The sequence below is a fragment of the Litchfieldia sinesaloumensis genome, from assembly GCF_900156865.1.
Classification (GTDB): Bacteria; Bacillota; Bacilli; order Bacillales; family Bacillaceae_L; genus Ferdinandcohnia; species Ferdinandcohnia sinesaloumensis.
The window spans coordinates 1,347,259-1,369,407 of record NZ_LT732529.1 but is presented as its reverse complement, the minus strand read 5'-3'; the positions used below and the strand labels follow the sequence as shown (position 1 = coordinate 1,369,407).

At 36.7% G+C, this 22,149-nt stretch carries 26 protein-coding genes, 1 pseudogene and 2 other annotated features; of the genes and pseudogenes, 23 read left to right on the top strand and 4 right to left on the bottom strand.

Features of this window, described 5'->3' with window-relative positions; translation table 11 throughout:
- Positions 1-49: 49 nt before the first annotated feature.
- From CZ490_RS06685 to CZ490_RS06660, 6 genes are all read left to right on the top strand, one after another.
- Positions 50-1,591: a sigma-70 family RNA polymerase sigma factor gene (locus tag CZ490_RS06685; RefSeq protein WP_077618172.1), complete on the top strand. Its 1,542-nt coding sequence runs from the start codon at positions 50-52 to the stop codon at positions 1,589-1,591.
- A gap of 45 nt (positions 1,592-1,636) precedes the next feature.
- Positions 1,637-2,512 carry a gamma-glutamylcyclotransferase family protein gene (locus CZ490_RS06680; protein ID WP_077618171.1) on the top strand — a complete coding sequence of 292 codons (876 nt, stop codon included), beginning with the start codon at positions 1,637-1,639 and terminating at the stop codon, positions 2,510-2,512.
- A 147-nt stretch (positions 2,513-2,659) separates the two neighbouring features.
- Complete coding sequence (locus tag CZ490_RS06675; RefSeq protein ID WP_077618170.1) at positions 2,660-4,054, top strand: M20/M25/M40 family metallo-hydrolase; 1,395 nt, start codon at positions 2,660-2,662, stop codon at positions 4,052-4,054.
- 9 nt (positions 4,055-4,063) lie between these two features.
- On the top strand, positions 4,064-4,459 hold the full coding sequence (locus CZ490_RS06670) for a hypothetical protein (RefSeq protein ID WP_142255343.1): 396 nt from the start codon (positions 4,064-4,066) through the stop codon (positions 4,457-4,459).
- A 292-nt stretch (positions 4,460-4,751) separates the two neighbouring features.
- Positions 4,752-5,399, top strand: coding sequence for a 2OG-Fe(II) oxygenase (locus tag CZ490_RS06665; RefSeq protein WP_142255425.1), 648 nt, complete (start codon positions 4,752-4,754; stop codon positions 5,397-5,399).
- A gap of 340 nt (positions 5,400-5,739) precedes the next feature.
- Entirely contained in the window at positions 5,740-6,198 is a 459-nt protein-coding gene (locus tag CZ490_RS06660; RefSeq protein ID WP_077618167.1) for a CBO0543 family protein, read from the top strand.
- Positions 6,199-6,434: 236 nt separating this feature from the next.
- On the opposite strand, the gene katG is transcribed toward CZ490_RS06660, so the two are convergent.
- Positions 6,435-8,651, bottom strand: a complete 2,217-nt coding sequence (katG, locus tag CZ490_RS06655) for a catalase/peroxidase HPI (RefSeq protein WP_077618166.1) — start codon at positions 8,649-8,651, stop codon at positions 6,435-6,437.
- Between the two features lie 446 nt (positions 8,652-9,097).
- On the opposite strand from katG, the pseudogene CZ490_RS06650 reads away from it, so the two are divergent.
- The 3 genes and pseudogenes from CZ490_RS06650 (at position 9,098) to CZ490_RS06640 (ending at position 10,338) form a co-directional block, all read left to right on the top strand.
- Positions 9,098-9,533 (top strand): annotated as a pseudogene (locus CZ490_RS06650) (dihydrofolate reductase family protein).
- Positions 9,534-9,569: 36 nt separating this feature from the next.
- The gene (locus CZ490_RS06645; protein ID WP_077618165.1) at positions 9,570-10,190 is read left to right on the top strand and encodes an NUDIX hydrolase; all 621 of its coding nucleotides are present in this window, start codon (positions 9,570-9,572) and stop codon (positions 10,188-10,190) included.
- Positions 10,191-10,200: 10 nt separating this feature from the next.
- On the top strand, positions 10,201-10,338 hold the full coding sequence (locus CZ490_RS06640) for a DUF3953 domain-containing protein (RefSeq protein WP_077618164.1): 138 nt from the start codon (positions 10,201-10,203) through the stop codon (positions 10,336-10,338).
- Positions 10,339-10,364: 26 nt separating this feature from the next.
- Here CZ490_RS06640 and CZ490_RS06635 read toward each other — a convergent pair whose 3' ends face one another.
- Positions 10,365-10,793, bottom strand: a complete 429-nt coding sequence (locus CZ490_RS06635; protein ID WP_077618163.1) for a hypothetical protein — start codon at positions 10,791-10,793, stop codon at positions 10,365-10,367.
- 85 nt (positions 10,794-10,878) lie between these two features.
- On the opposite strand from CZ490_RS06635, the gene CZ490_RS06630 reads away from it, so the two are divergent.
- From CZ490_RS06630 to CZ490_RS22305, 13 genes are all read left to right on the top strand, one after another.
- Positions 10,879-11,481: a hypothetical protein gene (locus tag CZ490_RS06630; RefSeq protein ID WP_077618162.1), complete on the top strand. Its 603-nt coding sequence runs from the start codon at positions 10,879-10,881 to the stop codon at positions 11,479-11,481.
- A gap of 27 nt (positions 11,482-11,508) precedes the next feature.
- A complete protein-coding gene (locus CZ490_RS06625; protein WP_077618161.1) occupies positions 11,509-11,748 on the top strand; it encodes a hypothetical protein in 240 nt (79 codons plus the stop codon).
- Positions 11,749-11,794: 46 nt separating this feature from the next.
- On the top strand, positions 11,795-12,664 hold the full coding sequence (locus CZ490_RS06620) for a GNAT family N-acetyltransferase (protein ID WP_077618160.1): 870 nt from the start codon (positions 11,795-11,797) through the stop codon (positions 12,662-12,664).
- A 40-nt stretch (positions 12,665-12,704) separates the two neighbouring features.
- A complete protein-coding gene (locus CZ490_RS06615) occupies positions 12,705-12,863 on the top strand; it encodes a DUF4177 domain-containing protein (protein ID WP_077618159.1) in 159 nt (52 codons plus the stop codon).
- Between the two features lie 90 nt (positions 12,864-12,953).
- The gene (locus CZ490_RS06610; protein ID WP_077620965.1) at positions 12,954-13,223 is read left to right on the top strand and encodes a CPCC family cysteine-rich protein; all 270 of its coding nucleotides are present in this window, start codon (positions 12,954-12,956) and stop codon (positions 13,221-13,223) included.
- A gap of 53 nt (positions 13,224-13,276) precedes the next feature.
- Positions 13,277-13,723, top strand: coding sequence for a hypothetical protein (locus CZ490_RS06605; RefSeq protein WP_077618158.1), 447 nt, complete (start codon positions 13,277-13,279; stop codon positions 13,721-13,723).
- A gap of 166 nt (positions 13,724-13,889) precedes the next feature.
- Positions 13,890-14,867, top strand: coding sequence for an NAD(P)H-dependent flavin oxidoreductase (locus CZ490_RS06600; RefSeq protein WP_077618157.1), 978 nt, complete (start codon positions 13,890-13,892; stop codon positions 14,865-14,867).
- 168 nt (positions 14,868-15,035) lie between these two features.
- Complete coding sequence (locus tag CZ490_RS06595; RefSeq protein ID WP_077618156.1) at positions 15,036-15,434, top strand: VOC family protein; 399 nt, start codon at positions 15,036-15,038, stop codon at positions 15,432-15,434.
- A 135-nt stretch (positions 15,435-15,569) separates the two neighbouring features.
- The gene (locus CZ490_RS06590; RefSeq protein WP_077618155.1) at positions 15,570-15,968 is read left to right on the top strand and encodes a VOC family protein; all 399 of its coding nucleotides are present in this window, start codon (positions 15,570-15,572) and stop codon (positions 15,966-15,968) included.
- Between the two features lie 82 nt (positions 15,969-16,050).
- Positions 16,051-16,392 carry an avidin-fold protein gene (locus tag CZ490_RS06585; protein WP_200801555.1) on the top strand — a complete coding sequence of 114 codons (342 nt, stop codon included), beginning with the start codon at positions 16,051-16,053 and terminating at the stop codon, positions 16,390-16,392.
- A 547-nt stretch (positions 16,393-16,939) separates the two neighbouring features.
- Entirely contained in the window at positions 16,940-17,833 is an 894-nt protein-coding gene (locus CZ490_RS06580) for a 3-hydroxyacyl-CoA dehydrogenase (protein ID WP_077618154.1), read from the top strand.
- Between the two features lie 111 nt (positions 17,834-17,944).
- On the top strand, positions 17,945-18,157 hold the full coding sequence (locus CZ490_RS06575) for a hypothetical protein (RefSeq protein ID WP_077618153.1): 213 nt from the start codon (positions 17,945-17,947) through the stop codon (positions 18,155-18,157).
- 83 nt (positions 18,158-18,240) lie between these two features.
- Positions 18,241-18,405 (top strand): hypothetical protein, encoded by a 165-nt coding sequence (locus tag CZ490_RS22305; protein WP_159439919.1) that lies wholly within the window; start codon positions 18,241-18,243, stop codon positions 18,403-18,405.
- 114 nt (positions 18,406-18,519) lie between these two features.
- Here the strand turns inward: CZ490_RS22305 and thrS are convergent, their stop codons facing one another.
- The gene (gene thrS, locus CZ490_RS06570) at positions 18,520-19,749 is read right to left on the bottom strand and encodes a threonine--tRNA ligase (protein WP_077618152.1); all 1,230 of its coding nucleotides are present in this window, start codon (positions 19,747-19,749) and stop codon (positions 18,520-18,522) included.
- 55 nt (positions 19,750-19,804) lie between these two features.
- Positions 19,805-20,038 (bottom strand) — a binding site (T-box leader).
- A gap of 38 nt (positions 20,039-20,076) precedes the next feature.
- Positions 20,077-20,309, bottom strand: a binding site (T-box leader).
- A 111-nt stretch (positions 20,310-20,420) separates the two neighbouring features.
- A complete protein-coding gene (locus CZ490_RS06565; RefSeq protein WP_077618151.1) occupies positions 20,421-21,257 on the bottom strand; it encodes a hypothetical protein in 837 nt (278 codons plus the stop codon).
- Between the two features lie 134 nt (positions 21,258-21,391).
- Between CZ490_RS06565 and CZ490_RS06560 the strand changes: the two genes are divergently transcribed.
- Positions 21,392-21,979 (top strand): CBO0543 family protein, encoded by a 588-nt coding sequence (locus tag CZ490_RS06560; protein ID WP_077618150.1) that lies wholly within the window; start codon positions 21,392-21,394, stop codon positions 21,977-21,979.
- The last annotated feature ends 170 nt before the right edge of the window (positions 21,980-22,149 follow it).

The window sequence follows — 22,149 nt, the reverse complement described above, 5'->3', positions numbered from 1 at the left end:
AGCTGATTTTATATACTGTATTCAACAGAAAACAAGGGAGATGATGTTGATGCTACGAAATCAAATACAACAATTTATGAAGAAAGTGAACACACGATATCTCGCAACTCTTGAACGTGACATTTTAATTGTTCAAACGTATTTTGGCTTAGGTACACAGACATATCCAACTTATGATTCCGTTAGTGAGGAATTCGGCGTATCTAGACAAAGAATTCAACAAATTATTGCAAATCGCTTCTTTAATAGAATTCAGGATGGTGACTTGAACATTATTAAAATGATGAGCGAGCTTATCGAGCAACATGAGGTAGTCTATGTGGACGATGTGCTTGAGCAATTGCACAAGCAGGGTTTAGTAAATGGGCAAGTCCATATCAGAGGTTTATTCCGGTTGATTCAAAGGCTTGGACACTGTCAAAATTACAACCTCTACAACCTAGGATTAACCCAGGCTTCAGAAATGGATTATCTCCAAAATGAAAAGCTTCTTTTTATAAAAAATGAAATACATCCAGAGGTGGTTGAAAAGAAGAGAATACTTAAATCGTTGCCTGGAATACACGGTATGGTGAACTTCCTTGATGTGGTTTCAATGAACAGTTGGCTTCAAGGAAATAACATGTCCTTGTATCAATCGCTAATTGTGAATGACAAGTCTGCAAAGGTATTTTATGAATCAATAGACAAAAACAATATGTGGTATTTATTCGAGGAACGCTCAAATGTACTTATGAATGCGTTAGGAAAAGTGTTGAATATTACAGATAAAGTTCAAACTGATATCCTAGCAAATACTGTCCATTCTGATATCAGTAAAAGAAGTTTACAGAAACGAATTCCTTCCGTTGCGATTATTAAAGACTATCTCATGAATTCATCGTATGTAGAAATCGAAGGCGAATACGCAACTATCGTTATGGAAAAAAGAGAGCTTACAGCAATTGAACAAGATATATATGATTATTTTAAAAATAACAATAAAACTAACGGTTCGTTCTCGGAGCTTAATGTCTATCTTGAAAAAATGGGTCACGAAGAAGCATACCGTAAGCAGAAGTTATATCATTGTCCGTTCTTATATGTGGATAAGTCACGTGGGAGGGGAAATTATCAACTTATTCTAATTGACCAATTTTCTCCTAAAGATCGATATCAAATCTATAGGGAAAAGTTAGAGTCAATTCTAGAAACAGATGTGACAAGAGAGGTTAAACAACGTCAAGAGCAATCCCTTTTACGAGATTGGTTGTTTAAAGATAAAGTGACAGAGGAATGTGCAATTTGTGGGCGGACTTTTTCGTGTCATTCACTTGTAGCCGCACATAAGAAAAAACGTGCGAATTGTACAGAGGAGGAAAGGAAAGATCCATATATTGTGATGCCAGCATGTGTCTTTGGCTGTGACCATCTTTATGAAAATGGTTATTTCGAAGTTCACTCCGGTCACATTCACACACGTAAAACCGAATATTTAACGGATGCCGAAAGAGAGTACGTGGAAAGATGGGCAAATCGCGCAGTAGATTCACGTTGGTTACGTGGTAGTTATTTTTCCAATCCATGTCCTGTGACAAGAGTGTCACAGTGAACATCGTAAACTCATAGCAAGTTAGCTTGAAAGGAGAAGATAAAAATGAAGAAGCTTACAAAAGTGTTTGTTTATGGTACTTTGCGACAGCATGAAACGAACCACTATTTAATTAAAGATGCAAGGTGTTTGAGCCGACAATGCTGGACAAACGGAATCCTTTATGACACAGGATTTGGTTATCCGGCGATGATTCAAAACAGTGCTAAACGAGTGTATGGAGAATTGTATGAAGTAACTTCTCAACAGCTACACCGTCTTGATCAATTAGAAGGATATCGAGGTGAAGGTGAGGACAATCATTATGAGCGGATAACTCAAGTGGTTCACACTGATTACGACACGTTCGAAGCGTATGTATATGTATACCCATCATCGATTCCTACTAAACTTGATGAAATAAAATACGGTGATTGGAAATGCTATTGCTATCTAAAGCAGGAGGAACTCTATTACTTTGCATATGGATCCTGTATGGATACTGAACGCTTCCAACAAGCGGGTATCGCAAACCAGTTTGAAAGAGTAATAGGACGTGGTATCGCGAAGGACTTTTCATTAGCTTTTACCCGTAAAGCACATGATGGCGGAAGAGCAGATTTGATTGAGTCGACAGAAAGTGCTGAAGGCAAGGTATATCTTATCAATCGGGCTACATTAACCTATTTATTCCGAAGAGAAGGAGTAAATATTGGTATCTATCGACCTGCTTTTATTGATGTCAAAATCGAGGATAAGACATACAGCAATGTGCTCACGTTTTTAGTTATCGATAAAGAGGAGGAGCTAGCGCCTCCAGAAAAATATATGATGGAAATTCTTCGTGGTTCAAAAGGAGTTGTGAGTAGCTCTTACTATCAAAAACTAGTAGATGATTTGGAATCGAAATTTGGAATGAGGCCTTTTGAAGAGGAGATGTAATCAGCACTTTTACAAAAGGGTTTAACGTATGTAGTGGAAAGGTAAGGGAACGAGGCGAGCTGATTCCTTTATCAAGGTTGCGGCTGTGACAAAGGTGTCACAGCTCCTATGGGATAATATGGATAGAAATGAAAGGGAGATGATACAATGAAAACATGGAATCAATTGTTTATTCGTCATGGATGGTTATTGGTAGAGGAAGCAGAAAATCAGTTTAATTGTGAATTTGAAACAGAAAACAATCTTCAGTTTTTATTTGAATGTCTTGGACGTGCGGAAATACCTTATGTTTATCATCAGCGTGTATTAACCCTCCTCGAGAATGCAATAGAAGAGGAGAGTTGGATTGAGTCTATCGATTACCCGTCTCGTGGCCGGGGTGAAGGTTTATGGTTTCAACCTGGCCTCGCGGATCCGAAGGTTCAAGAGCTAGATTTATATATTAGTGGAGTGGTTCGGCAGCTGAATCGCCTTGGTTTCTATACAACAGGGTCCTGTGATGGTCACGATAGAAGAGCTCCCTATGTGATGCTTACAAAAGAATGTCAGATTGAAATGTTAAATGATGTGTTTCTCGCACTTGATATCAGACGGGTTCATTGCCGCGAACATCGAAATTATTACCTTTTTAAATTCCCTCAATCGAAAAATGGGCTCCTCGATGTCGCAGAAAAAATGGGCCAAATCGATGAAAGCTGGCTCGGAAATGATGTTGATCTCTTGAAAGAACAATTGTTCTGTAAGTTAGTTGAGGAATTATTAATGATTCCAGGTGAGAGCGGCAATGAATACAAAGTTAGACAATTTACGATAGATAAACTTTCTCCTTTGGTAGATTATTTGACTATAGACCATGCCGGAAATGTATTGGCTGAAAAAACGTATCGTGGTGGTAATGGTCCGACCATCTTGTTGAATGCCCACCTGGATATTGTCTGCGAACTCGAAAAGAATCGAAAAATTGTAAAGAACGGACCCATTTGGTCTAGTAGTAAGGGAATATTAGGTGCTGATGATCGAGCTGGGATAGCTATAATCCTCTGGGTAATGGAACAGCTTTTGCATTCTCCTTTCAGTGGCAAAGTCAAGGTCATTTTTACAGTAGAGGAAGAGAACGGATTAGTCGGTGCTAGACGAGTAGATGATTATTTTCTTTGGGGGACAGATGCCGCAGTTGTTGTTGACCGCAGAGGTAGTGGTGATATCGTAACTTCATGTGGAGGGTATATTTCTTTTTGCCATCCTGAATACGGTTCTTTTTTCGAAAAAGTGGCGTATAGAGAGGGGTTAAGTAGTTGGGCAACAACAGCGGGTGGAAGTAGTGATACAAGAATTTGGGCTGAACATGGTATTCAAAGCGTAAATTTATCAGCGGGATATAGGAATGAACATACAGACGATGAGCAACTTGATGTCTTCGCTTGCTATCAAACAGTGAAACTACTAAATGGAATTTTTAAGACGGGTAATGAATTGAGAAGTCTCGTTAGAAAAATAAAAAGAAAACAACCAGCCTCTAGACAATGGAAAAAGGCTCAATAATGAAGGGAGATGAATGATAAAATGTATCGAAAAGATCAGTATGCTACCTATAACGGCAAGGAATACAGAATTGTCAGGACTAGGAAAAATGAATTATTCCTGATAAGTAATGACGACCAGGATGTAAAAAAAGGATTTAAAAAGTATGCCGAGGGCGTATATGAAAAGAAAATAAATGAATCTGAGATTACAGATGTTTTTTATATCTATTCAGTTGCAGAATATAAAGGACATGAATTTGAAGTCGTTGGCAGTAAAGGAGAAGATACTGTTATTATAGGAACTTCAAATGCGGAGATTGCAGAAGAACTTGAATTTAGTCGTACTGATAAATTTTACTACGAAAAAATAGTTTCGATCGAGTTAGTAAACATATACGAAAAAAGAGAAAAGGCTAGTATGTAGCTTTCTTAAAGTAAATATCAATTTGTTGGGTCACATGCATTTCTCACTACACCTTCTATCTATACTAAAAAAGTAAAAAAGTGTATATTTTTTGAAAAAAATAGTAGATAAATAGCCTTTCAAAGTATAAAATAAAAAAGCAAATTCGTTCATTGAACGAGTAAGCGCTGACATCCATTTTGAAAACAGGAGGGAGAAAAAAGGAAAATACGAAATTAATTGCTTTCTGTTTACAATCAATCCAATTGTTTTGAAAAATTTTATACATTGAAGAGGTTGATGGAAGTTGACAATGGATGCTACCGATTTAACAGTGAAAGAACCAACGATATTTAATCACAGTGGGAATAAAATTTGCACGGATGATCGCGAAATACAAATAATTGCTAAGCTAGAAGAGCCTTTAATTGTGATTTTAGGGAATGTGTTAAGTGATGAAGAATGTGATGAATTAATTCGGTTGTCAGCCGATAAAATGGATCGGTCGAAAATTGCAAATGCACATGTAGATAATATGAGAACGAGTAGTAGTACTTTTTTAGATGAGAGCGAAAATGTCGTCGTTACGAGAATTGAAAAAAGAATCTCACAGATTATGAATATCCCAACAGAATATGGTGAAGGTCTGCAAATACTAAATTATAAGATTGGGCAAGAATACAAAGCTCATTTTGATTTTTTTAATTCTACCAAAAACGCAATAAACAATCCTAGAATTAGTACACTCGTCATGTATCTAAGCAATGTTGAACAGGGTGGAGAAACCTATTTTCCAAAGTTGAATTTTTCAGTATCCCCACAAAAGGGAATGGCTGTATATTTTGAGTACTTCTATAATGACGAATCCTTAAATGATTTAACCTTACATGGTGGAGCGCCGGTTGTTGTTGGTGACAAATGGGCTGCTACACAATGGATGAGAAGAAAAAGAATAAGATGATAACAAATGATTGTTTAAAGACGCTGTGGGGGATATTCTCTACAGTTTTTTATATGCTTCGAAAAGAGGACACCCTTACAAGTTTGGATGACTTATTAGTATTAGTAGCATTTATAGGAGTAGGTAATTAGTAGGGATACCACATATTACCTTTTTATATAAGCATAGTAAAAAAGGTATAAAATATATAGTGATTTATAAGTAGATTCGTAGACAAACATGAATAGAATGGATATGATATACCTAATAAAAATATAGAAGATTAAGATTATTCTTGTGGGGAACATCACGTGTACATGCAACTATAATGATCTTGCTTTGGAAAATGGGCGAGGTATAGATGATAGATATTACTATTCTTATAGTTTCCTGGATTATAGCAATTGTATTATTTTATTTTTTGGTAGCTGCTTCAAAACTTCGTGAAGCAATTCTAGGCTTCCTAAGCATGCAGGTGTTAACATGGCCACTAGGTTATTTAGTCGTTGAGTTAAACTTAATTAGGTATCCCGTACGAGTATTTGAAACTGCTACTCAAAGTAGTTTTACATACGAATTTTTTGTGTTTCCTATTGTAAGTGCACTCTATAATCTATACTATCCAAGAGATTCTAAGGTGGCTGGATTCTTATATACAGGTATTATCGTCTCGGTTTTAACTGGTGCAGAAGTTATCCTAGAAAAATTCACAGACACTATCGAGTATATCAATTGGGAATGGTACTACAGTTGGATATCGATGTTTATTGTTTTGTACATTTCGTATGGAATATGGAAGTGGTTTTTGAATAAGGAATAGAGGGTGATATTATAATGGTCAACGATGCTCTTTGTTATGAAAAAGTAAGTCGTTGGTAATACCACCCACATGCGCATGCTTTTCGGAAATACGCAATAGAACCATGCTCATTTTCATTTACGCATGAATTACCGTACCAACACTCCCCGAAGGCATACGCAGATCCCATTAACTAGTAAAAAATCACAGACCAAAAAACATCCCTCACATTGGAGGGATGTTACTTATTTCGGAGCCTATTTACCTGTTAATTGAGCTTTCTTTGTTTCTACCGTTCTAAGGTCAAAGCGATCTGCATTCATGACCTTAACCCATGCAGCGATAAAGTCATTTACAAACTTCTCTTTGTTATCATCTTGTGCATATACTTCTGCAATCGAACGGAGAACAGAGTTTGAGCCAAATACGAGATCAACTCTAGTTGCTGTACGAACGACTTCACCCGTTTTACGATTACGACCTTCATATAGATTAGCACCAACAGGCTTCCACTGCACTCCCATGTCAAGCAAGTTGACAAAGAAATCATTCGTAAGTTGACCTACGCGATCAGTGAATACACCGTGTTGTGAGCCATCATAGTTTGTACCTAGTGCGCGCATACCCCCAATAAGAACAGTCATTTCTGGTGCAGTTAAACCAAGAAGTTGAGACTTATCAATTAGCAGCTCTTCAGGGCTTACACTATATTGTTCTTTTTGATAGTTGCGGAATCCGTCTGAGATAGGTTCAAGCACTTCAAAGCTTTCCGCATCTGTTTGTTCTTGTGTAGCATCGCCACGTCCAGGTGCAAAAGGAACCGTTACATTAAAACCTGCATCACGTGCAGCTTTTTCAATGGCAGCACTACCACCTAATACAATCAAATCAGCCAAGCTGATTGTAACATCTAAATCTTTTTGTATACCTTCTAACACTTGAAGTACTTGTGCCAGCTGTTCAGGTTGGTTCACTTCCCAATCCTTTTGTGGAGTTAGGCGAATGCGTGCACCATTTGCACCACCGCGATGGTCGGAGCCACGGTACGTACTTGCTGAAGCCCAAGCTGTTGTGACAAGCTTACTAACAGTAAGTCCTGAATCTAGAATTTTTTCTTTAATCTCAGCTATTTCAGCCTCTGTTAAGTCATAATTACCTGCAGGGATAGGGTCTTGCCAAATGAAATCTTCCTCTGGAACCTCAGGTCCAAGATATCGTGCTTTAGGTCCCATGTCACGGTGGATTAGCTTAAACCATGCACGAGCAAATGCATCAGCAAACTCATCTGGATTCTGATGGAATCGACGAGCAATTTTCTCGTATTCCGGATCATGGCGTAATGCCATATCGGCAGTCGTCATCATTGTTGGTACCTTGATGGACGGATCTTCTACATCTGGTGCAAGATGCTCCTCGGCAGGGTCTACGATAAGCCATTGCCATGCACCGGCAGGGCTCTTTGTAAGCCACCATTCGTATCCAAATAATAAATCAAAATAACCGTTGTCCCATTGTGTTGGATTAGCGGTCCAAGCACCTTCAATGCCACTACCGATTGTGTCACGGCCATACCCTTTGCCATGTGAACCTTGCCAACCTAAGCCTTGTGCTTCAATAGGTGCGGCCTCAGGCTCTGGACCAACGAGAGAAGGGTCTCCAGCACCATGTGCTTTACCGAATGTATGCCCTCCAGCGATAAGAGCAACAGTTTCCTCATCATTCATACCCATTCGGGCGAAGGTTTCACGAATGTCTTTTGCACTTGCAATTGGATCTGGTTTCCCATTAGGACCTTCTGGGTTTACATAGATTAATCCCATTTGAACAGCTGCTAACGGATTTTCAAGTTCACGTTCACCAGAATAGCGATTATCAGCAAGCCACTCCGTTTCAGCTCCCCAATAGACATCTTCTTCCGGTTGCCAAATATCAGCGCGTCCGCCTCCGAATCCAATCGTTGGACCACCCATATCTTCAATGGCGACATTACCTGCAAGAACTAACAGGTCTGCCCAAGAGATTTTATTTCCATACTTTTGTTTAATTGGCCATAGTAGACGTCTTGCTCTATCAAGGAGAACGTTGTCTGGCCAACTATTGAGCGGTGCAAAACGTTGGTTACCAGTTCCGCCACCACCTCGGCCATCGCCAACTCGATATGTACCTGCTGCATGCCAAGACATACGAATAAACATTGGACCATAATGACCATAGTCAGCAGGCCACCAGTCTTGACTGTCTGTCATTAGATTGCGAAGATCTTGTTTGAGAGCATCGTAATCTAGTTTTTGAAATTCTTCAGCATAATCATAGTCTTCACCCATAGGATTCGACTTTCTGTCATGTTGATGGAGAATATTCAAGTTTAATGCGTTTGGCCACCAGTCTCGATTTGTATGACCACTTGATTTGTTACTTGTTGCGCCCCCATGAAAAGGACATTGTGCAATGTTTTCATTACTTTTAGCATCCATACCATACATCTCTCCTTCTATATAAAATAATTAATCTATAATCATGCATCTCTATTTTTTATAAAAAGAAATGCATAATAAGCATACGTATGTTGTAGCTACAAAGAAGAAGGGGGTTACTTTAAATTAAATTCTAGAGCATCAGGAATAGTATATTAAGTCGTTTAGCAAAATATGATAGAAAAAAATAACGAGTAGTAGATTCATAGAAGAAAAAATGATAGAAATTAGAAGAGTATAAAACCTAAGTTGTAGTGAAGAATTAAAATATTTTGTATAATTCCATTATAATGAAATAGATGAAAGTAAAGCAAGTCAGAAGCTTTCGAGATTATTTCATAACTGTGAGGCACGTTTGCAATTCATTGTAAGTATATAGACTTTTTTGTATAATGACTCTCCACAGCAAAATAGGCTTATTTCGTTATAGGAAGCGAGGAAGAACAATGTCAAATAGCATAAAACAAAGAAAAGTTATTTTAGACTTAGCTGTTTCATTAGATGGTTTTATAGAAGGCCCTAATGGTGAGATTGATTGGTGCATAATGGATAATGATATGGGATTTTTAGATTTTTTACATAGTATTGATACGATTCTTTATGGTAGAAAAAGTTATGATCAATGGGGACAATATATACCGAACACAGAGATTTCTGATACTGAAGCAGAATTGTGGAAGAGTGTACACAGTCACGACATTTATTCAATTGGGACTAATTGACGAATATAGATTATCAGTACATCCTGTTGTACTAGGGGATGGAAAACCCTTATTTGTTGGAGTGAAAAATAGGATGAATTTAAAACTGGTGCATACAAAGACGTTTTCATCTGGTGTAGTTCAACAAATTTATCACCCAAAAGAGGTAAACAATGTGTAAAATTAGTTATTTAATTTAAAGAAAGGGTGAAGTTTGTTGGAAAAAGAACAATTAAATATATTTGATGAATCTAGGAAACATATTGGCGTTGCTACACGAGAAGATGTACATAGGTTTGGATATTGGCATGAGGTGTTTCACTGCTGGTTTGTTAGTAAAGAAAATGGAATTGATTATCTATATTTGCAGTTACGTAGTCAAACGAAGAAGGATTATCCGAACCTTTTGGATATTACAGCTGCTGGTCATTTACTATCAAATGAAACCGTTCAAGATGGCGTAAGAGAAATTAAGGAAGAGATTGGGATTGAGCTTGCCTTTGAAGACCTTCTATCTGTTGGAGTAATCGACTATTCTGTAGACAGAGACGAATTAATAGATAAGGAAATTGCGAACGTTTTCCTATATAAAAGTACATTTTCAATGGAAGGTTTTACTCTTCAGACCGAAGAAGTAGCTGGTATGGTAAAAACGGAATTTAACGATTTTACGGAGTTGTGGAATGGTAGAAAAGAAACAATTAAGATAAGTGGATTTAGAATGAATGAAGAAGGAAACAGAATCACAATTGATGAAGAAGTAGGGAAAAATTCGTTAGTACCACACCCAGTCTCATTTTATCAAGATGTTATTGAGAAAATAAAAGAAAAGCTATAAGAATGAGTGCATGGATTCAGTAGCAGCATTGTTTTTAATCTTTGGGAGAGAAGAATTAAAAAAAGAGAAAAAGACGATTGGCTATTTGTTAATTATTATTGCTGTATTTAACCTATTTGTTTCAGTTCAAGACTTTATAGTCAACTAAAGGGACCAAAAAAAGAAAAAGACCTCTTATTGTGGGGTCTTTGGGTTGAAGTTCAATAATTTCAGTAAAGGGTCTGTATTACCTTTAAATGTTAAGAAATACGTTTGGTTTTCATCGTCAAACAACATTAAGTAAGGTGCTTCTTGAGTTGGGAAAATAATCGTTATTTCATCGACCAGATCGTCAAACCAACGACTTCTCACCATAGTGGGAGGTTCTACAGGAATCCTTACCATAAATCCACTATTAGGAATCGGGTTGTATTTTGTGTACACGCCGTCTACGTTTTTAAGATATTTTGATACTTCTTGTTGGATATCTGCGTTATTTTCTATCTGTTTAATAACTTTATCTTGATTAATATCGAATATTTGAATTTGCTGATTATGTTCGGCAAAAGCATTTGATGAGAATAATTGTAAAAGAAAGAAACATACTAAAAACTTTTTAATCAATTGTATCACCTCAAGGGTATTGTGCCCAAAAATGAACAACAGGTAACTATACAAAATTTGGCTGATTTCAATAGGAGGGATCAATATGAAAAAGGAAATAGTTCTCGGTCTAATCGTATTTTTAGTCGCAATTACATTATTCTCTGTCCTAAGAGAATCAGATGTCAAAAGTGTTGCATCAAATTTGGAAGATGAAAATGAAAAACTGATGAAACAAATCGAACAAGCTGAACTGGAACTGACCGAAAAAACAAATGAGCTACAAGTGTTTAGTGAAGAAAATCAAGAATTAACAGATAATCTAACGGCATTAAATCAAGAAATAACATTGTTAAAAACATCTACTGAATACCAGGATTTTAGAGATGCGATACATACCGTTGAATCGTACAAGTCAGCAAGGACGTTCAATGATGCAAAGGAATATATCACACGCGGAGTAGCCTACAGTTCAGCGGACAGTAAAGGTAATTGTCCATGTGGCTTTCTTTTCAGTGAGACACACTCTACCTTTGAATGGAACCCTAATGTCGTTCAAGAACTAGTGCAATTTCGGATTGAAGGAGATCAGATATTCTTAACTTACAGTACTACGGAAGATAATTATCAATTTGAATTGATAAAGGAGCAAGAGGAGACTGCTCAAGATCTAAAATGGCGGATTAGATCGATAACGACACAGAATTAAGTACCCAAACCATAGGGAGTGAAACCAATGACGAAGTATTACCTCGCAGTGACATATGATGTATGTGAACACAATGCGATTTATATTGATATGTACGAATATATATTAGATTCAACGAAAGATATAGAACTACAAGTAAGAGATGTGGCAAAGGTTGATGTTGCCCCTGTTGTTAAGGTTTATGAGTCAGATACAAGTGATTTTAAAGATTTTAGATTGTATAAAGAATTTACTTTCAAGGAATATGAGTGTGGATGTAATAAATAATCTAAAAATCTAGCAGTATATAAATATAGAAAAAAAGGTGATATAAATGGTAACGAAAGTTGAAAAAGCAACAGACCTTGAAGAGCTAGCTCTTTTTTTATCAAAAATGAACAAACAAAAAGAAACACATATTGGATATTGTGGCATAAAAGTTGAGGAGATTCGTCAAACACTGGAGGAAGACTTCATCAATGAAAATGGGGAACTCAACTTTCAAATTGCAAGGAATACAGAAGGAGAGATTGTAGCGGCGGTTGGCATTGATATCGATGATACATTTGCTGAAGTATGGGGTCCATATAACCAGACACCATCAGTTGAGCTCCAAGAACAGTTATGGAAGCGGTTAACAAGAGAATATCCAACGGTTCAAACCTACTCTTTTTTTATCAATAAGGAAAACAAGCAGCAACAACGTTTTATGAATGAAATAAATGCTAAATGCTCGGGTGAACATCTTATCTTAGAAATACATGAACAAAACGTTGAGAAGGTTAGTAAGATAGAGAGTACGCCATTTATAGATAGCGATTATCGAGGTTTCGAAAAATTACATAACGAATTATTTCCAAACACCTACTACGATGCAAAAACAATTATCGAAAGACTTGGCAATGGAAATATTTTAAAAATAGTAAGAGATAACTCAAACGAACTCCAAGGTTACGCCTATTTTGAAGTTGATATTATAATGGCAGAAGCTTCGCTCGAATACATAGGGATAGCACCATCAGCGCAGAATCAGGGTTTAGGTACCCAATTGTTAAAAGAGGTTGTCACAGAAATGTTTTCATTTCCACAAATAACAGAGATTAAATTAACCGTCGAGGATACAGACACCAAAGCAAACCATGTCTATTTGAAAGCAGGTTTCGAACTGAAAGATCGTTTAATTAGTTATCGTCTAAACAAATAGTAAGAGCAGTTATAGGGATTTAGAGAGGAAGGTATTTATTGTGAAACAATTTGAGTATAAGGTTGAAGAAATTCAGGTTCAAATGTTGGATTTTAAAGAGGTATTAGCCGATAAGTTAAACGAACTTGGAAAAGAAGGTTGGGAATTGTCTGGTGTGAATGGGACGTATTACATGTTCAAAAGGGAAATCTTTACCTAGGAATGAAGGAAATATGGAATTTATGTTGAAGTAGTAGTAAGGAGTAAGAAAGTTAAAATCGTTAAGTTCAAATGAGTAGGGTGATTGCGTATTAAATATACTTGTCCTTGTTGTGGGTATAAAACCCTCGACGAAAAACCACCAAATACATATGCGATTTGTGAGGTTTGTTATTGGGAAGATGATGGAGTCCAATTTGACGACCCTGATTATGATGGTGGAGCAAATCCAGTTTCCTTAAGGGAAGCTCAAAAAAACTTTATTTTGATTGGGGCATGTCAATCTGAATTTATATCAAGTGATAGGAGCCCAGATAAAGTAGAGTACAAAGACCCGAAGTGGAAACCATTATATAGTTAATAAATATTTTGAAATAATGAACATATAAATAAGTAAGGAGGCGATGCTGATTTATGGGGTTTAAATTTGTTTCAAGAAAGAAGTGGAAAAGAGAAGCTGTAACATCCCTATTGTATGTATTTACGATTACTACCTTAATTCTTATCTCCTTTTTCTCCTTTGATGGTGGTGGTTTTACCAATCCGATCTTAACATTTGTATATATAGTCTTAATTATGGGCGGGATATATAGGGCAACATATTATCTCAAGCTACATAAAAAGGACTATCTTACAATTGACGACAAGTCTTTCTCCATTTACAGAGGGAATATCCTTCCAAGAAAACAAATCCCTTTTAGCCACGTACAACGTGTTGTTCAAGTGAATGATGTGATTATTCTTCTAATGAAAGATGGGAAAGAAGAACAGATTGACACGGATTATCTGTCAAACAAGGACAAATCTGAGTTGACGAAAACCCTTAAGTTGCTATTTGCAACGAAGACAGTAGGGTTTTAAAATCAATTTTAAAACTTTGTTTTGTCCACAAATATATTTATAATTTTCAAAAATAGTTTGACTATATAACTATTAATATAGTATTAGTTATATAAGGACAATTGAAAACGTTTTCTATAAAAGCAATTTAACAAATTTCAACTACTTAAAACTGGGGGAAATAAGCATGTCAAACATTCCATCTATCCTTAGATCCTTAAGGATACCTGTAATCGGATCACCACTATTCATCATCAGTAATCCAAAGCTTGTGATTGAACAATGTAAAGCAGGGATTGTGGGTTCGATGCCAGCACTTAATGCCAGGCCAGCTTCACAATTAGATGAGTGGTTGGCCGAGATAACAGAGACACTTGCTGACTACAATGCGAAGAATCCTGATCGTCCTGCAGCACCTTTTGCGATTAACCAAATCGTCCATAAATCTAATGATCGACTTGAACACGATATGGAATTATGTGTGAAGTACAAAGTTCCCATTATTATTACTTCTCTAGGAGCGCGTGAAGAGGTCAATGTAGCTGCACACAGCTACGGTGGAATCGTATTACATGATGTCATCAATAATCGGTTTGCTCATAAAGCGATTGAGAAGGGAGCAGATGGCTTAATCGCCGTTGCATCGGGGGCAGGCGGACATGCAGGAAGTAAAAGCCCCTTTGCGTTAGTTCAGGAAATACGCGAATGGTTTGATGGACCACTAGCATTAGCGGGCTCAATTGCAAACGGGAAGTCTATATTAGCTGCACAAGCAATGGGGGCAGATTTTGCCTATATCGGTTCGCCATTTATTGCGACACACGAAGCGCGAGCAGCAGAAGAGTATAAACAAGCGATTGTTGAAAGTACATCTGATGATGTGATATATAGCAATTTGTTTACTGGCGTACATGGAAATTACTTGGCACCTTCTATTCGAGCAGCAGGTTTAGATCCGCATAATCTACCTGAAAGTGATCCATCACAAATGAATTTTGGTGGAGAAGGCAAGTCCAAGGCTTGGAAGGATATTTGGGGCAGTGGTCAAGGAATTGGTGTGATTAATGAAGTGACAAGTGCAGGCGATTATGTTGATAAACTCCATCGTGAGTATATAGAAGCAAGAAACGATTTACTGCAGGCTAGCCAGGTTTTTGCTTACTAAATTTAAGAGGAAAAGTGGTGCTTACTCAATTATTATTGGAGTAAGCCTTTTTCACGTCACATCGGTTACTGTTAAGTAAAAAAAGTAGGTTAACGATGACTTGATTACGACATACTGTTTAAAGTGGTATGATAATCGTGGAATACAGATTGATTATGGAGGAAAACGATGAAAATTATAGTTACAAGTATTTTTGTAGAAGATCAAGACAAGGCCCTAACGTTTTATACCGAAACATTAGGTTTTGTAAAAAAGCATGATGTCCCAACAGGAGACTTTAGGTGGATTGCACTTGTCTCTCCTGAAAATCCCGAAGGTACAGAGCTTATACTTGAACCGATTAATCATCCAGCTGCTAAAGAGTATCAACAAAAGATTCATGCATCAGGCATTCCCGCGACAATGTTTGGAGTAGAGGATGTACATAAAGAATATGAACGATTATCAAAGCTTGGAGTGAAGTTTTTCATGGAGCCGACCAATGCCGGTGAAGTGACTATCGCTGTGTTTGACGATACGTGTGGAAACCTAATACAAATCGCCCATAATAATAATCCTGTGAAGTAAATATAAGCTAGATTCTAATTGTTTATTCAATCGTGACTATCCATTATACTCAGAAGTACTATCCTAAAAAAGGGTTAGTACTTTTTTTGTTGAATAAAAGATGGTGGAAACACAATAGGAGAAGGAGGATTTATTATGTCTAAGGGATTGCTTCATCATGTTGAACTGTACGTATCAGATTTGAAAAAGTCAGTAGATTTTTGGGGATGGTTACTTGAAGAGTTAGGATACACATCCTTTCAAAAATGGGAAAATGGACAGAGCTTTAAGCTTGGCGATACATACCTTGTGTTTGTGCAAACAGAGGATAGGTTTTTAGATGTCCCTTATCATAGATGTCGAGTAGGACTTAATCATCTTGCATTTCACGCTAGTTCCCGTCAGCATGTAGATGAACTAACAGATAAATTAAAGGTAAGAGGTATCAAAATTCTTTATCCTGAATTGCATCCGTTTGCAGGTGGAGAAGATTATTATGCTGTTTTCTTTGAAGACCCCGACCGAATCAAAGTTGAACTAGTAGCTCCTGAATAATGGTTGTGTAAGTATGTTTTCATATATAAAATGAACGTAACCGTTCTGAATTTTCCTATAAATAAGAGAGAGGTGGATAAACATGATCAATTACAATGGAAAAAAGTTTGTATCAATTGCCAATACGGAAAACGGTGAGGTATCTTCGAAGACGATTTTCGAATACAAACAAGAGGGTAACATACTTTCAGCAGTATATAGTGGCGGAGAAATCGTTAAAGGGACTTTAATTGGATTAGTAGAGGATAATGGTTGTTTGAAATTTAGATATAACCATGTAAATGACCGAAATGAAATAAGGGGAGGGGAATGTTATTCAACCCCGGAGACTCTTCCAGATGGTAGAATCAGGCTACATGAAGAATGGAAATGGCTTGATAATGAACAAACTGAGGGAAAGTCTACAATTGAAGAAGTATTATAATAAACTATTATTTTTAGATATAGCTATAAGGGTGTAAATCATCTTCTCTAAAAAAACTGTCCTTAAGAGTCATCTATGGACAGTTTTTTTGGTACACTAGAAATCCTAAAAAGCCTCTGACGGGATTCGAACCCGCACTCCTTTCGTAAGCATAGGCTAGGGGGAACACGCTTCCCTACGGATTTTCACCGGCTAGGAATTTCACCCGCCTCAGCTAAATTGCTTTTCGGTGCTTCTGAAACCCATGCCTTGCGACCCGGTACCAACAATGTTTTCCGGCGCTCTTCCCTTCTAGAGCTACAGAGGCGTACTATACGTATTTATTATATAAACGAAGTAATAATTTGGGAATGAAAATCGTTAGGTTTCTTTTATAAAAGAAGGATTTTGAAACATTTTCCAGAAGTATATAAGACGTGGTTAAGAAAATAATGGATGCATTACATTGATTGACCTACTTTTATTGTTTTACGCTGTAATATTCATATGAAAATAGAATTGTGGAAAGAATAATGTAGGAAACAACAGTATCTAAAGGAGAGTGGCTATGGATTTTAAAAAGATTATGGTGGCCGGAAGCGGTGTCTTAGGCAGCCAAATTGCATTTCAATCTGCATTTTTCGGGTATGATGTAAGCGTATACGATATTAACGACGAAGCAATTGGTAAAGGCAAACAGCGTATCACAAAATTAAGAAAAGTGTATGCAGACTTTTTTAAGGATGAGGAAAAAGCAGATGCAGCAATGGGTCGGTTAACTTATAGTACTGACTTAGCCGAAGCAACAAAAGGAGTAGATTTAGTAATTGAAGCTGTTCCTGAACGTGTAGATATTAAACAAGATTTCTATCAAAAGCTAGGAGCTGTAGCATCTGAGCAAACAGTGTTCGTAAGTAACTCTTCGACAATGCTACCTAGTCAGTTTGCAGAGTTTACAGGTCGACCGGATAAGTTTCTAGCTCTACACTTTGCGAATTCCATTTGGCAAAACAATACCGCTGAAATTATGGGACATCCTGGTACAGATCAACTATATGTTGAACAGGTAACCGATTTTGCACGTTCTATCGGAATGATACCTTTTGTGCTTAAGAAAGAACAACCAGGTTACATTTTAAATACATTGTTAGTTCCGTTTCTAAATGCAGGGTTAACGCTATGGGCAAAGGATATTGCAGACCCTCATACGATTGATAAAAACTGGATGATTTCAACAGGTTCTCCAAGAGGTCCATTCGGAATTTTAGACGTTGTGGGGATGGAAACACCATACAACCTCAACAAAGCTCGCGCTGAATTGGACCCTGCCTACGGAGTGATTGCAGATAAACTGAAGTCAGAAATGATTGATCAAGGTAAAATGGGAATAGCGACCGGAGAAGGTTTTTACAAATACCCGAATCCTGCATACTCAGATCCAAATTTCCTAAAACAAAACTAAAGCGAATTTTAAAGAGGTGCGAATTACTAAACCAATTCGTGCCTTTTTTATATTTGCGATAGAAAATTATGGTAAGATTATTAATAAAAGCAATAAATTGGGGAGTTACTTATGAAATTGATTGCGAGAATGGGCATTATTATTATTGTTTTTTTAATCTTAACAGCTTGTGCTAATGCTAGTGAAGATACCATCGCGAATAAAGATCAAATCATAGATGAAAATATAGCAGTAGTTGAAGAAGCAATCGGGAAGGCCTCTGAACTGGACAACGGAAAATATTTCGTTACCATGTATGGACAGATAATTTTACGACAACTTTAAAAATGGAAATAGAGATTACCGATTACAACTTAGATAATATAGTTATAGAGATGTAATGTAAGATAAAGGGGAGGGGTACATAAATGAAAAGATACATATTTGCTGCTATTGGGTACTTAACAACAGGAGTTGGCGTTTATCATACCTTTTTTGGAGGTTTTACGTTTTATGGATTACTGATTTTAATGTTCGGTTTTTTTGGTATCATCGCAAGTGAAGCATATTATAAAAAGTTAAAAACAGATTGAAGTATAGTTATTATTGCGATTGCGGATGGGGTATTCCGAAAATCTAATCTGAAACGGAATACCACACACCCGAGAAACGATAAATGCTTTACCAATCCACAACCATAACAACTATCAAGCCCCAATCCTAGCCTCCGAAATCCCGTTAATCTCCTTCGTTAACAACTGAATTGTATCCTCTATACTCATCACACCAAGATTTCCTTCTTTACGCTTTCTTATTGCCACAGACTGACTCGCCATCTCTTTGTCGCCGATTACAAGCATATAAGGGACCTTTTGTTTTTCGGCCTCTCTAATCTTCAATCCCATTTTCTCATCCCTGTAATCCACTTCAATACGTATACCACCTGATTCTAGCTGTGATTTAACCTCGTTTGCAAAATCTATGTGCGCTTCAGCAATCGGGATTATTTTTGCTTGAACAGGTGCTAGCCAAAGTGGAAACTGCCCACCATAATGTTCAATTAAAATCGCCATAAACCGTTCCACTGATCCAAAAATAGCTCGATGAATCAAAACCGGACGATGAAACTTATTATCTTCACCAATATAACCACAATCAAACTTTTCAGGCATCTGAAAGTCCAATTGTACCGTTCCACATTGCCAGCTTCTTCCCAAGGAATCGACGATATGGAAATCAATCTTTGGACCATAAAATGCTCCGTCTCCTGGATTAACTTGATACTGAACGCCTTTGTCCTTTAATACAGATTCCAAAGCTAATTCTGCTTGATTCCAGTTTTCTTCAGTGCCCATGTAATCTTCTGGTCTTGTTGAAAGTTCCACCTTATACTCAAAACCGAAATGTGCGTAGAACTCATTGATTAGTGATAGTACTTTATCAATTTCAGATTCAATCTGGTCAATACGAGCAAAAATATGGGCGTCGTCTTGAGTAAAAGATCGAACTCTGAGTAATCCATTTAAGGATCCTGATAATTCATGTCTGTGTACTAATCCTAGCTCTGCAAAACGAATGGGTAATTCCCGATAGCTCCTGCGTTTATTATTAAAAATTAATATTGCACCAGGACAGTTCATCGGTTTAATCGAATAATGTTGATTATCTACATTGGAAAAGTACATGTTCTCTTGGTAGTGGTCCCAATGTCCTGATCGCTCCCACAGTTCCTGTTTCATCATAATTGGTGTTTTAATTTCTTGATAGCCTGCCTTTTGGTGTTTTTTCCTCCATAGATTTTCCAGTTCATTTCTGATTACCATTCCATTCGGAAGGAAGAAGGGCATACCTGGTGCTTCTTCCAACGAAGTAAATAGTTCTAATTCTTGACCTAACTTTCTGTGATTTCGATTCTCTGCTTCCAATTTTTTAACCATTTTAAAATCTCCTCCTACTTTATTTGAATATAAAAAAGACCGCACTCCTCCCAAATATAGGGACGAGTGCGGTCGTGGTTCCACCCTGATTTCATAAAACACCAATAGATGTTTCATGCTCAAAAAAAGATAACGGATTCCCCGTTTATAGATACTCTGATTTTTATCATTTCCCCATAAAAGCTCCAAGGTGGTAAATCATTCACTTTTCTTCAGGGCTCTCAGCCAATGACCCTGTTCTCTGATAAAGAAATTGATGAATGATTCATGTCCTTTTCATTGCCAAACGATATCAAGTTATAAAAAAACGGCCGCACTCCTCCCAAACATAGGGACGAGTGCGGCCGTGGTTCCACCCTGATTTCATAAAACACAAAAAAATGTTTTACGCTCAAATATGATAACGGATCTCCCGTTTATAGATACTCTGATTTTTATCATTTCCCCATAAAAGCTCCAAGGTGGTAAATCATTCACTTTTCTTCGGGGCTCTCAGCCAATGACCCTGTTCTCTGATAAAGAAATTGATGAGTGATTCATGTCCTTTTCACAGCTTAATTAATTCGATTTACAATTTTTATTGTTTTTAATATTAATACAAATGAGATGAAAAGGTCAAGGTGCTAATTTTAATTATTTTTAAATTTTATAGAAATGGGGTAGCCACTAAGTTATCCTTTAAAGATTGTTTTATAAAAAATCCTCGAAATAACTGGCATTAGGATGTATCTAGCCATATGAACAAGAGAGTGTTTCATTTTTATTTTAAACATACCTAATTTAAATAATACTGTATCCATGCTTAAATGGGTTAAAGGTAGTAAAAACCAATGAAGTCCTCGAGTCTTTGTTGATGTGATCGTTGCAATCAAGGTTAGTATCAAACTATATAGAGGTACTATCTTGAAGTGTTCAACCCACGTATGAATGCGTCCCCGTCCAATTCTTATATACTCCTTGACAGCTAGGATATACATAAAAGAAATCCAAATTACTTCGGTAGCCATGTAATGAGCTATCGTCATTGCCCATTTTCTTTTATTTACTAGTGCTTTGTAAAATCCATCACTTATAAAAAAATAAATCGTTAGTAATACCGGAGTGTAGATAGATTTCCACCAGGTTACTTGATAAATTCTCAAACGTAAAAAAAGTAACTCGATGCCATAATAAATCATACTTGCACTTACTTTCCATTTCCAACCTTTTTTAAACAAAGTCAATAAGGTAGCTGTTACCGGAACGTAGAATGCTTGTGAAAAGATTGCGCCTAGAATTGAATCAAAAACACGATTTTTCATAATGGAAGGTTTATATTTATACCCATGAAATATGTTAAGCGTTGGATATTCAAACAAATAGGCAAAACCTATATTTGATAATAATAAAATCCATATTGATTTTGATTTTTTATGTCTAGAAAATATCACAAGCATACACATATGGATCACTAACAATAACAAAAAAGGAATCGAGTTTTTATTTAAAATGTTTTTCTTTTTTATCATAGCTGTCTCTAATTTCCCTTCTGACATTTAGTAATAGTATTGGTGTTTTTAAGGGAAATATTTATCGAACATGGGGGAAGGTGGAATAAACAAGCATACATATTAAAATACTATCAAAAACAGGAGGTTTCTTTGTGAATAAAGACCAAATCGGATTGATAGAGGAAATACGAAAAGCAGAAATTCAACTAAGTGAAAGATGGATTAATTATTGGCACGAATACTCTCATTTCCATACATGGCAGTTTTGGGTTGTCCTAGGTATGCTAATATTACCACTCATTGCCTTATTTCTTTTTATCGATAGGAGAAAGGTCTTTCAATTAGGTTTTTACGGATATGGCGTACACGTATTCTTTGCAATGACTGATTCATTTGCTACAACAAGAGGGTGGTGGACATATCCCTATAAATTACTTCCAGGCATTCCGGCAAATTTAGCGCTAGATTCCTCTTTTGTTCCTGTTATATATATCTTTCTATATCAATATACCCTGAATAAGAGTAAGAATTACTACTTATGGTTACTAGTACTTTCTCTTGTACTTGCGTTTTTCTTAAAGCCGCTTTTACTCGGCATTGGATTGTTTCGTTTTGGGGGCAAGGAGAACTTTATGCTTTTATTTTATGGGTACATAACTGTGGGGTTGATTTCGAGATGGATCACAGATTTCTTTATATTCCTGACTAAATCAAATAAAGGGAGCCTTTATCATAAGTAACAAAACAAGCACTCTTCGAGATATTTTGAACCATTGATTGATATATACTACCTTACAAGTTTAGAAGCGATTTTTACAAAGAGAAAAAGAGTAAAATTACCATTTATTCGTTTATAACACTAAAGAGAAAATCAATACTAATGAAGATAGAGTGAACCTAGTTTCTGTTC

What these genes read in the sequence shown, in the direction of transcription:
- CZ490_RS06685 (WP_077618172.1), top strand. Translation starts at nt 50, where the DNA reads ATGCTACGAAATCAAATACAACAATTTATGAAGAAAGTGAACACACGA.
- CZ490_RS06680 (WP_077618171.1), top strand. Translation starts at nt 1,637, where the DNA reads ATGAAGAAGCTTACAAAAGTGTTTGTTTATGGTACTTTGCGACAGCAT.
- CZ490_RS06675 (WP_077618170.1), top strand. Translation starts at nt 2,660, where the DNA reads ATGAAAACATGGAATCAATTGTTTATTCGTCATGGATGGTTATTGGTA.
- CZ490_RS06670 (WP_142255343.1), top strand. Translation starts at nt 4,064, where the DNA reads ATGAATGATAAAATGTATCGAAAAGATCAGTATGCTACCTATAACGGC.
- CZ490_RS06665 (WP_142255425.1), top strand. Translation starts at nt 4,752, where the DNA reads ATGGATGCTACCGATTTAACAGTGAAAGAACCAACGATATTTAATCAC.
- CZ490_RS06660 (WP_077618167.1), top strand. Translation starts at nt 5,740, where the DNA reads ATGATAGATATTACTATTCTTATAGTTTCCTGGATTATAGCAATTGTA.
- katG (WP_077618166.1), bottom strand. Translation starts at nt 8,651, where the DNA reads ATGGATGCTAAAAGTAATGAAAACATTGCACAATGTCCTTTTCATGGG.
- CZ490_RS06640 (WP_077618164.1), top strand. Translation starts at nt 10,201, where the DNA reads ATGGATTCAGTAGCAGCATTGTTTTTAATCTTTGGGAGAGAAGAATTA.
- CZ490_RS06630 (WP_077618162.1), top strand. Translation starts at nt 10,879, where the DNA reads ATGAAAAAGGAAATAGTTCTCGGTCTAATCGTATTTTTAGTCGCAATT.
- CZ490_RS06625 (WP_077618161.1), top strand. Translation starts at nt 11,509, where the DNA reads ATGACGAAGTATTACCTCGCAGTGACATATGATGTATGTGAACACAAT.
- CZ490_RS06620 (WP_077618160.1), top strand. Translation starts at nt 11,795, where the DNA reads ATGGTAACGAAAGTTGAAAAAGCAACAGACCTTGAAGAGCTAGCTCTT.
- CZ490_RS06605 (WP_077618158.1), top strand. Translation starts at nt 13,277, where the DNA reads ATGGGGTTTAAATTTGTTTCAAGAAAGAAGTGGAAAAGAGAAGCTGTA.
- CZ490_RS06600 (WP_077618157.1), top strand. Translation starts at nt 13,890, where the DNA reads ATGTCAAACATTCCATCTATCCTTAGATCCTTAAGGATACCTGTAATC.
- CZ490_RS06595 (WP_077618156.1), top strand. Translation starts at nt 15,036, where the DNA reads ATGAAAATTATAGTTACAAGTATTTTTGTAGAAGATCAAGACAAGGCC.
- CZ490_RS06590 (WP_077618155.1), top strand. Translation starts at nt 15,570, where the DNA reads ATGTCTAAGGGATTGCTTCATCATGTTGAACTGTACGTATCAGATTTG.
- CZ490_RS06585 (WP_200801555.1), top strand. Translation starts at nt 16,051, where the DNA reads ATGATCAATTACAATGGAAAAAAGTTTGTATCAATTGCCAATACGGAA.
- CZ490_RS06580 (WP_077618154.1), top strand. Translation starts at nt 16,940, where the DNA reads ATGGATTTTAAAAAGATTATGGTGGCCGGAAGCGGTGTCTTAGGCAGC.
- CZ490_RS06575 (WP_077618153.1), top strand. Translation starts at nt 17,945, where the DNA reads ATGAAATTGATTGCGAGAATGGGCATTATTATTATTGTTTTTTTAATC.
- CZ490_RS22305 (WP_159439919.1), top strand. Translation starts at nt 18,241, where the DNA reads ATGAAAAGATACATATTTGCTGCTATTGGGTACTTAACAACAGGAGTT.
- thrS (WP_077618152.1), bottom strand. Translation starts at nt 19,749, where the DNA reads ATGGTTAAAAAATTGGAAGCAGAGAATCGAAATCACAGAAAGTTAGGT.
- CZ490_RS06565 (WP_077618151.1), bottom strand. Translation starts at nt 21,257, where the DNA reads ATGATAAAAAAGAAAAACATTTTAAATAAAAACTCGATTCCTTTTTTG.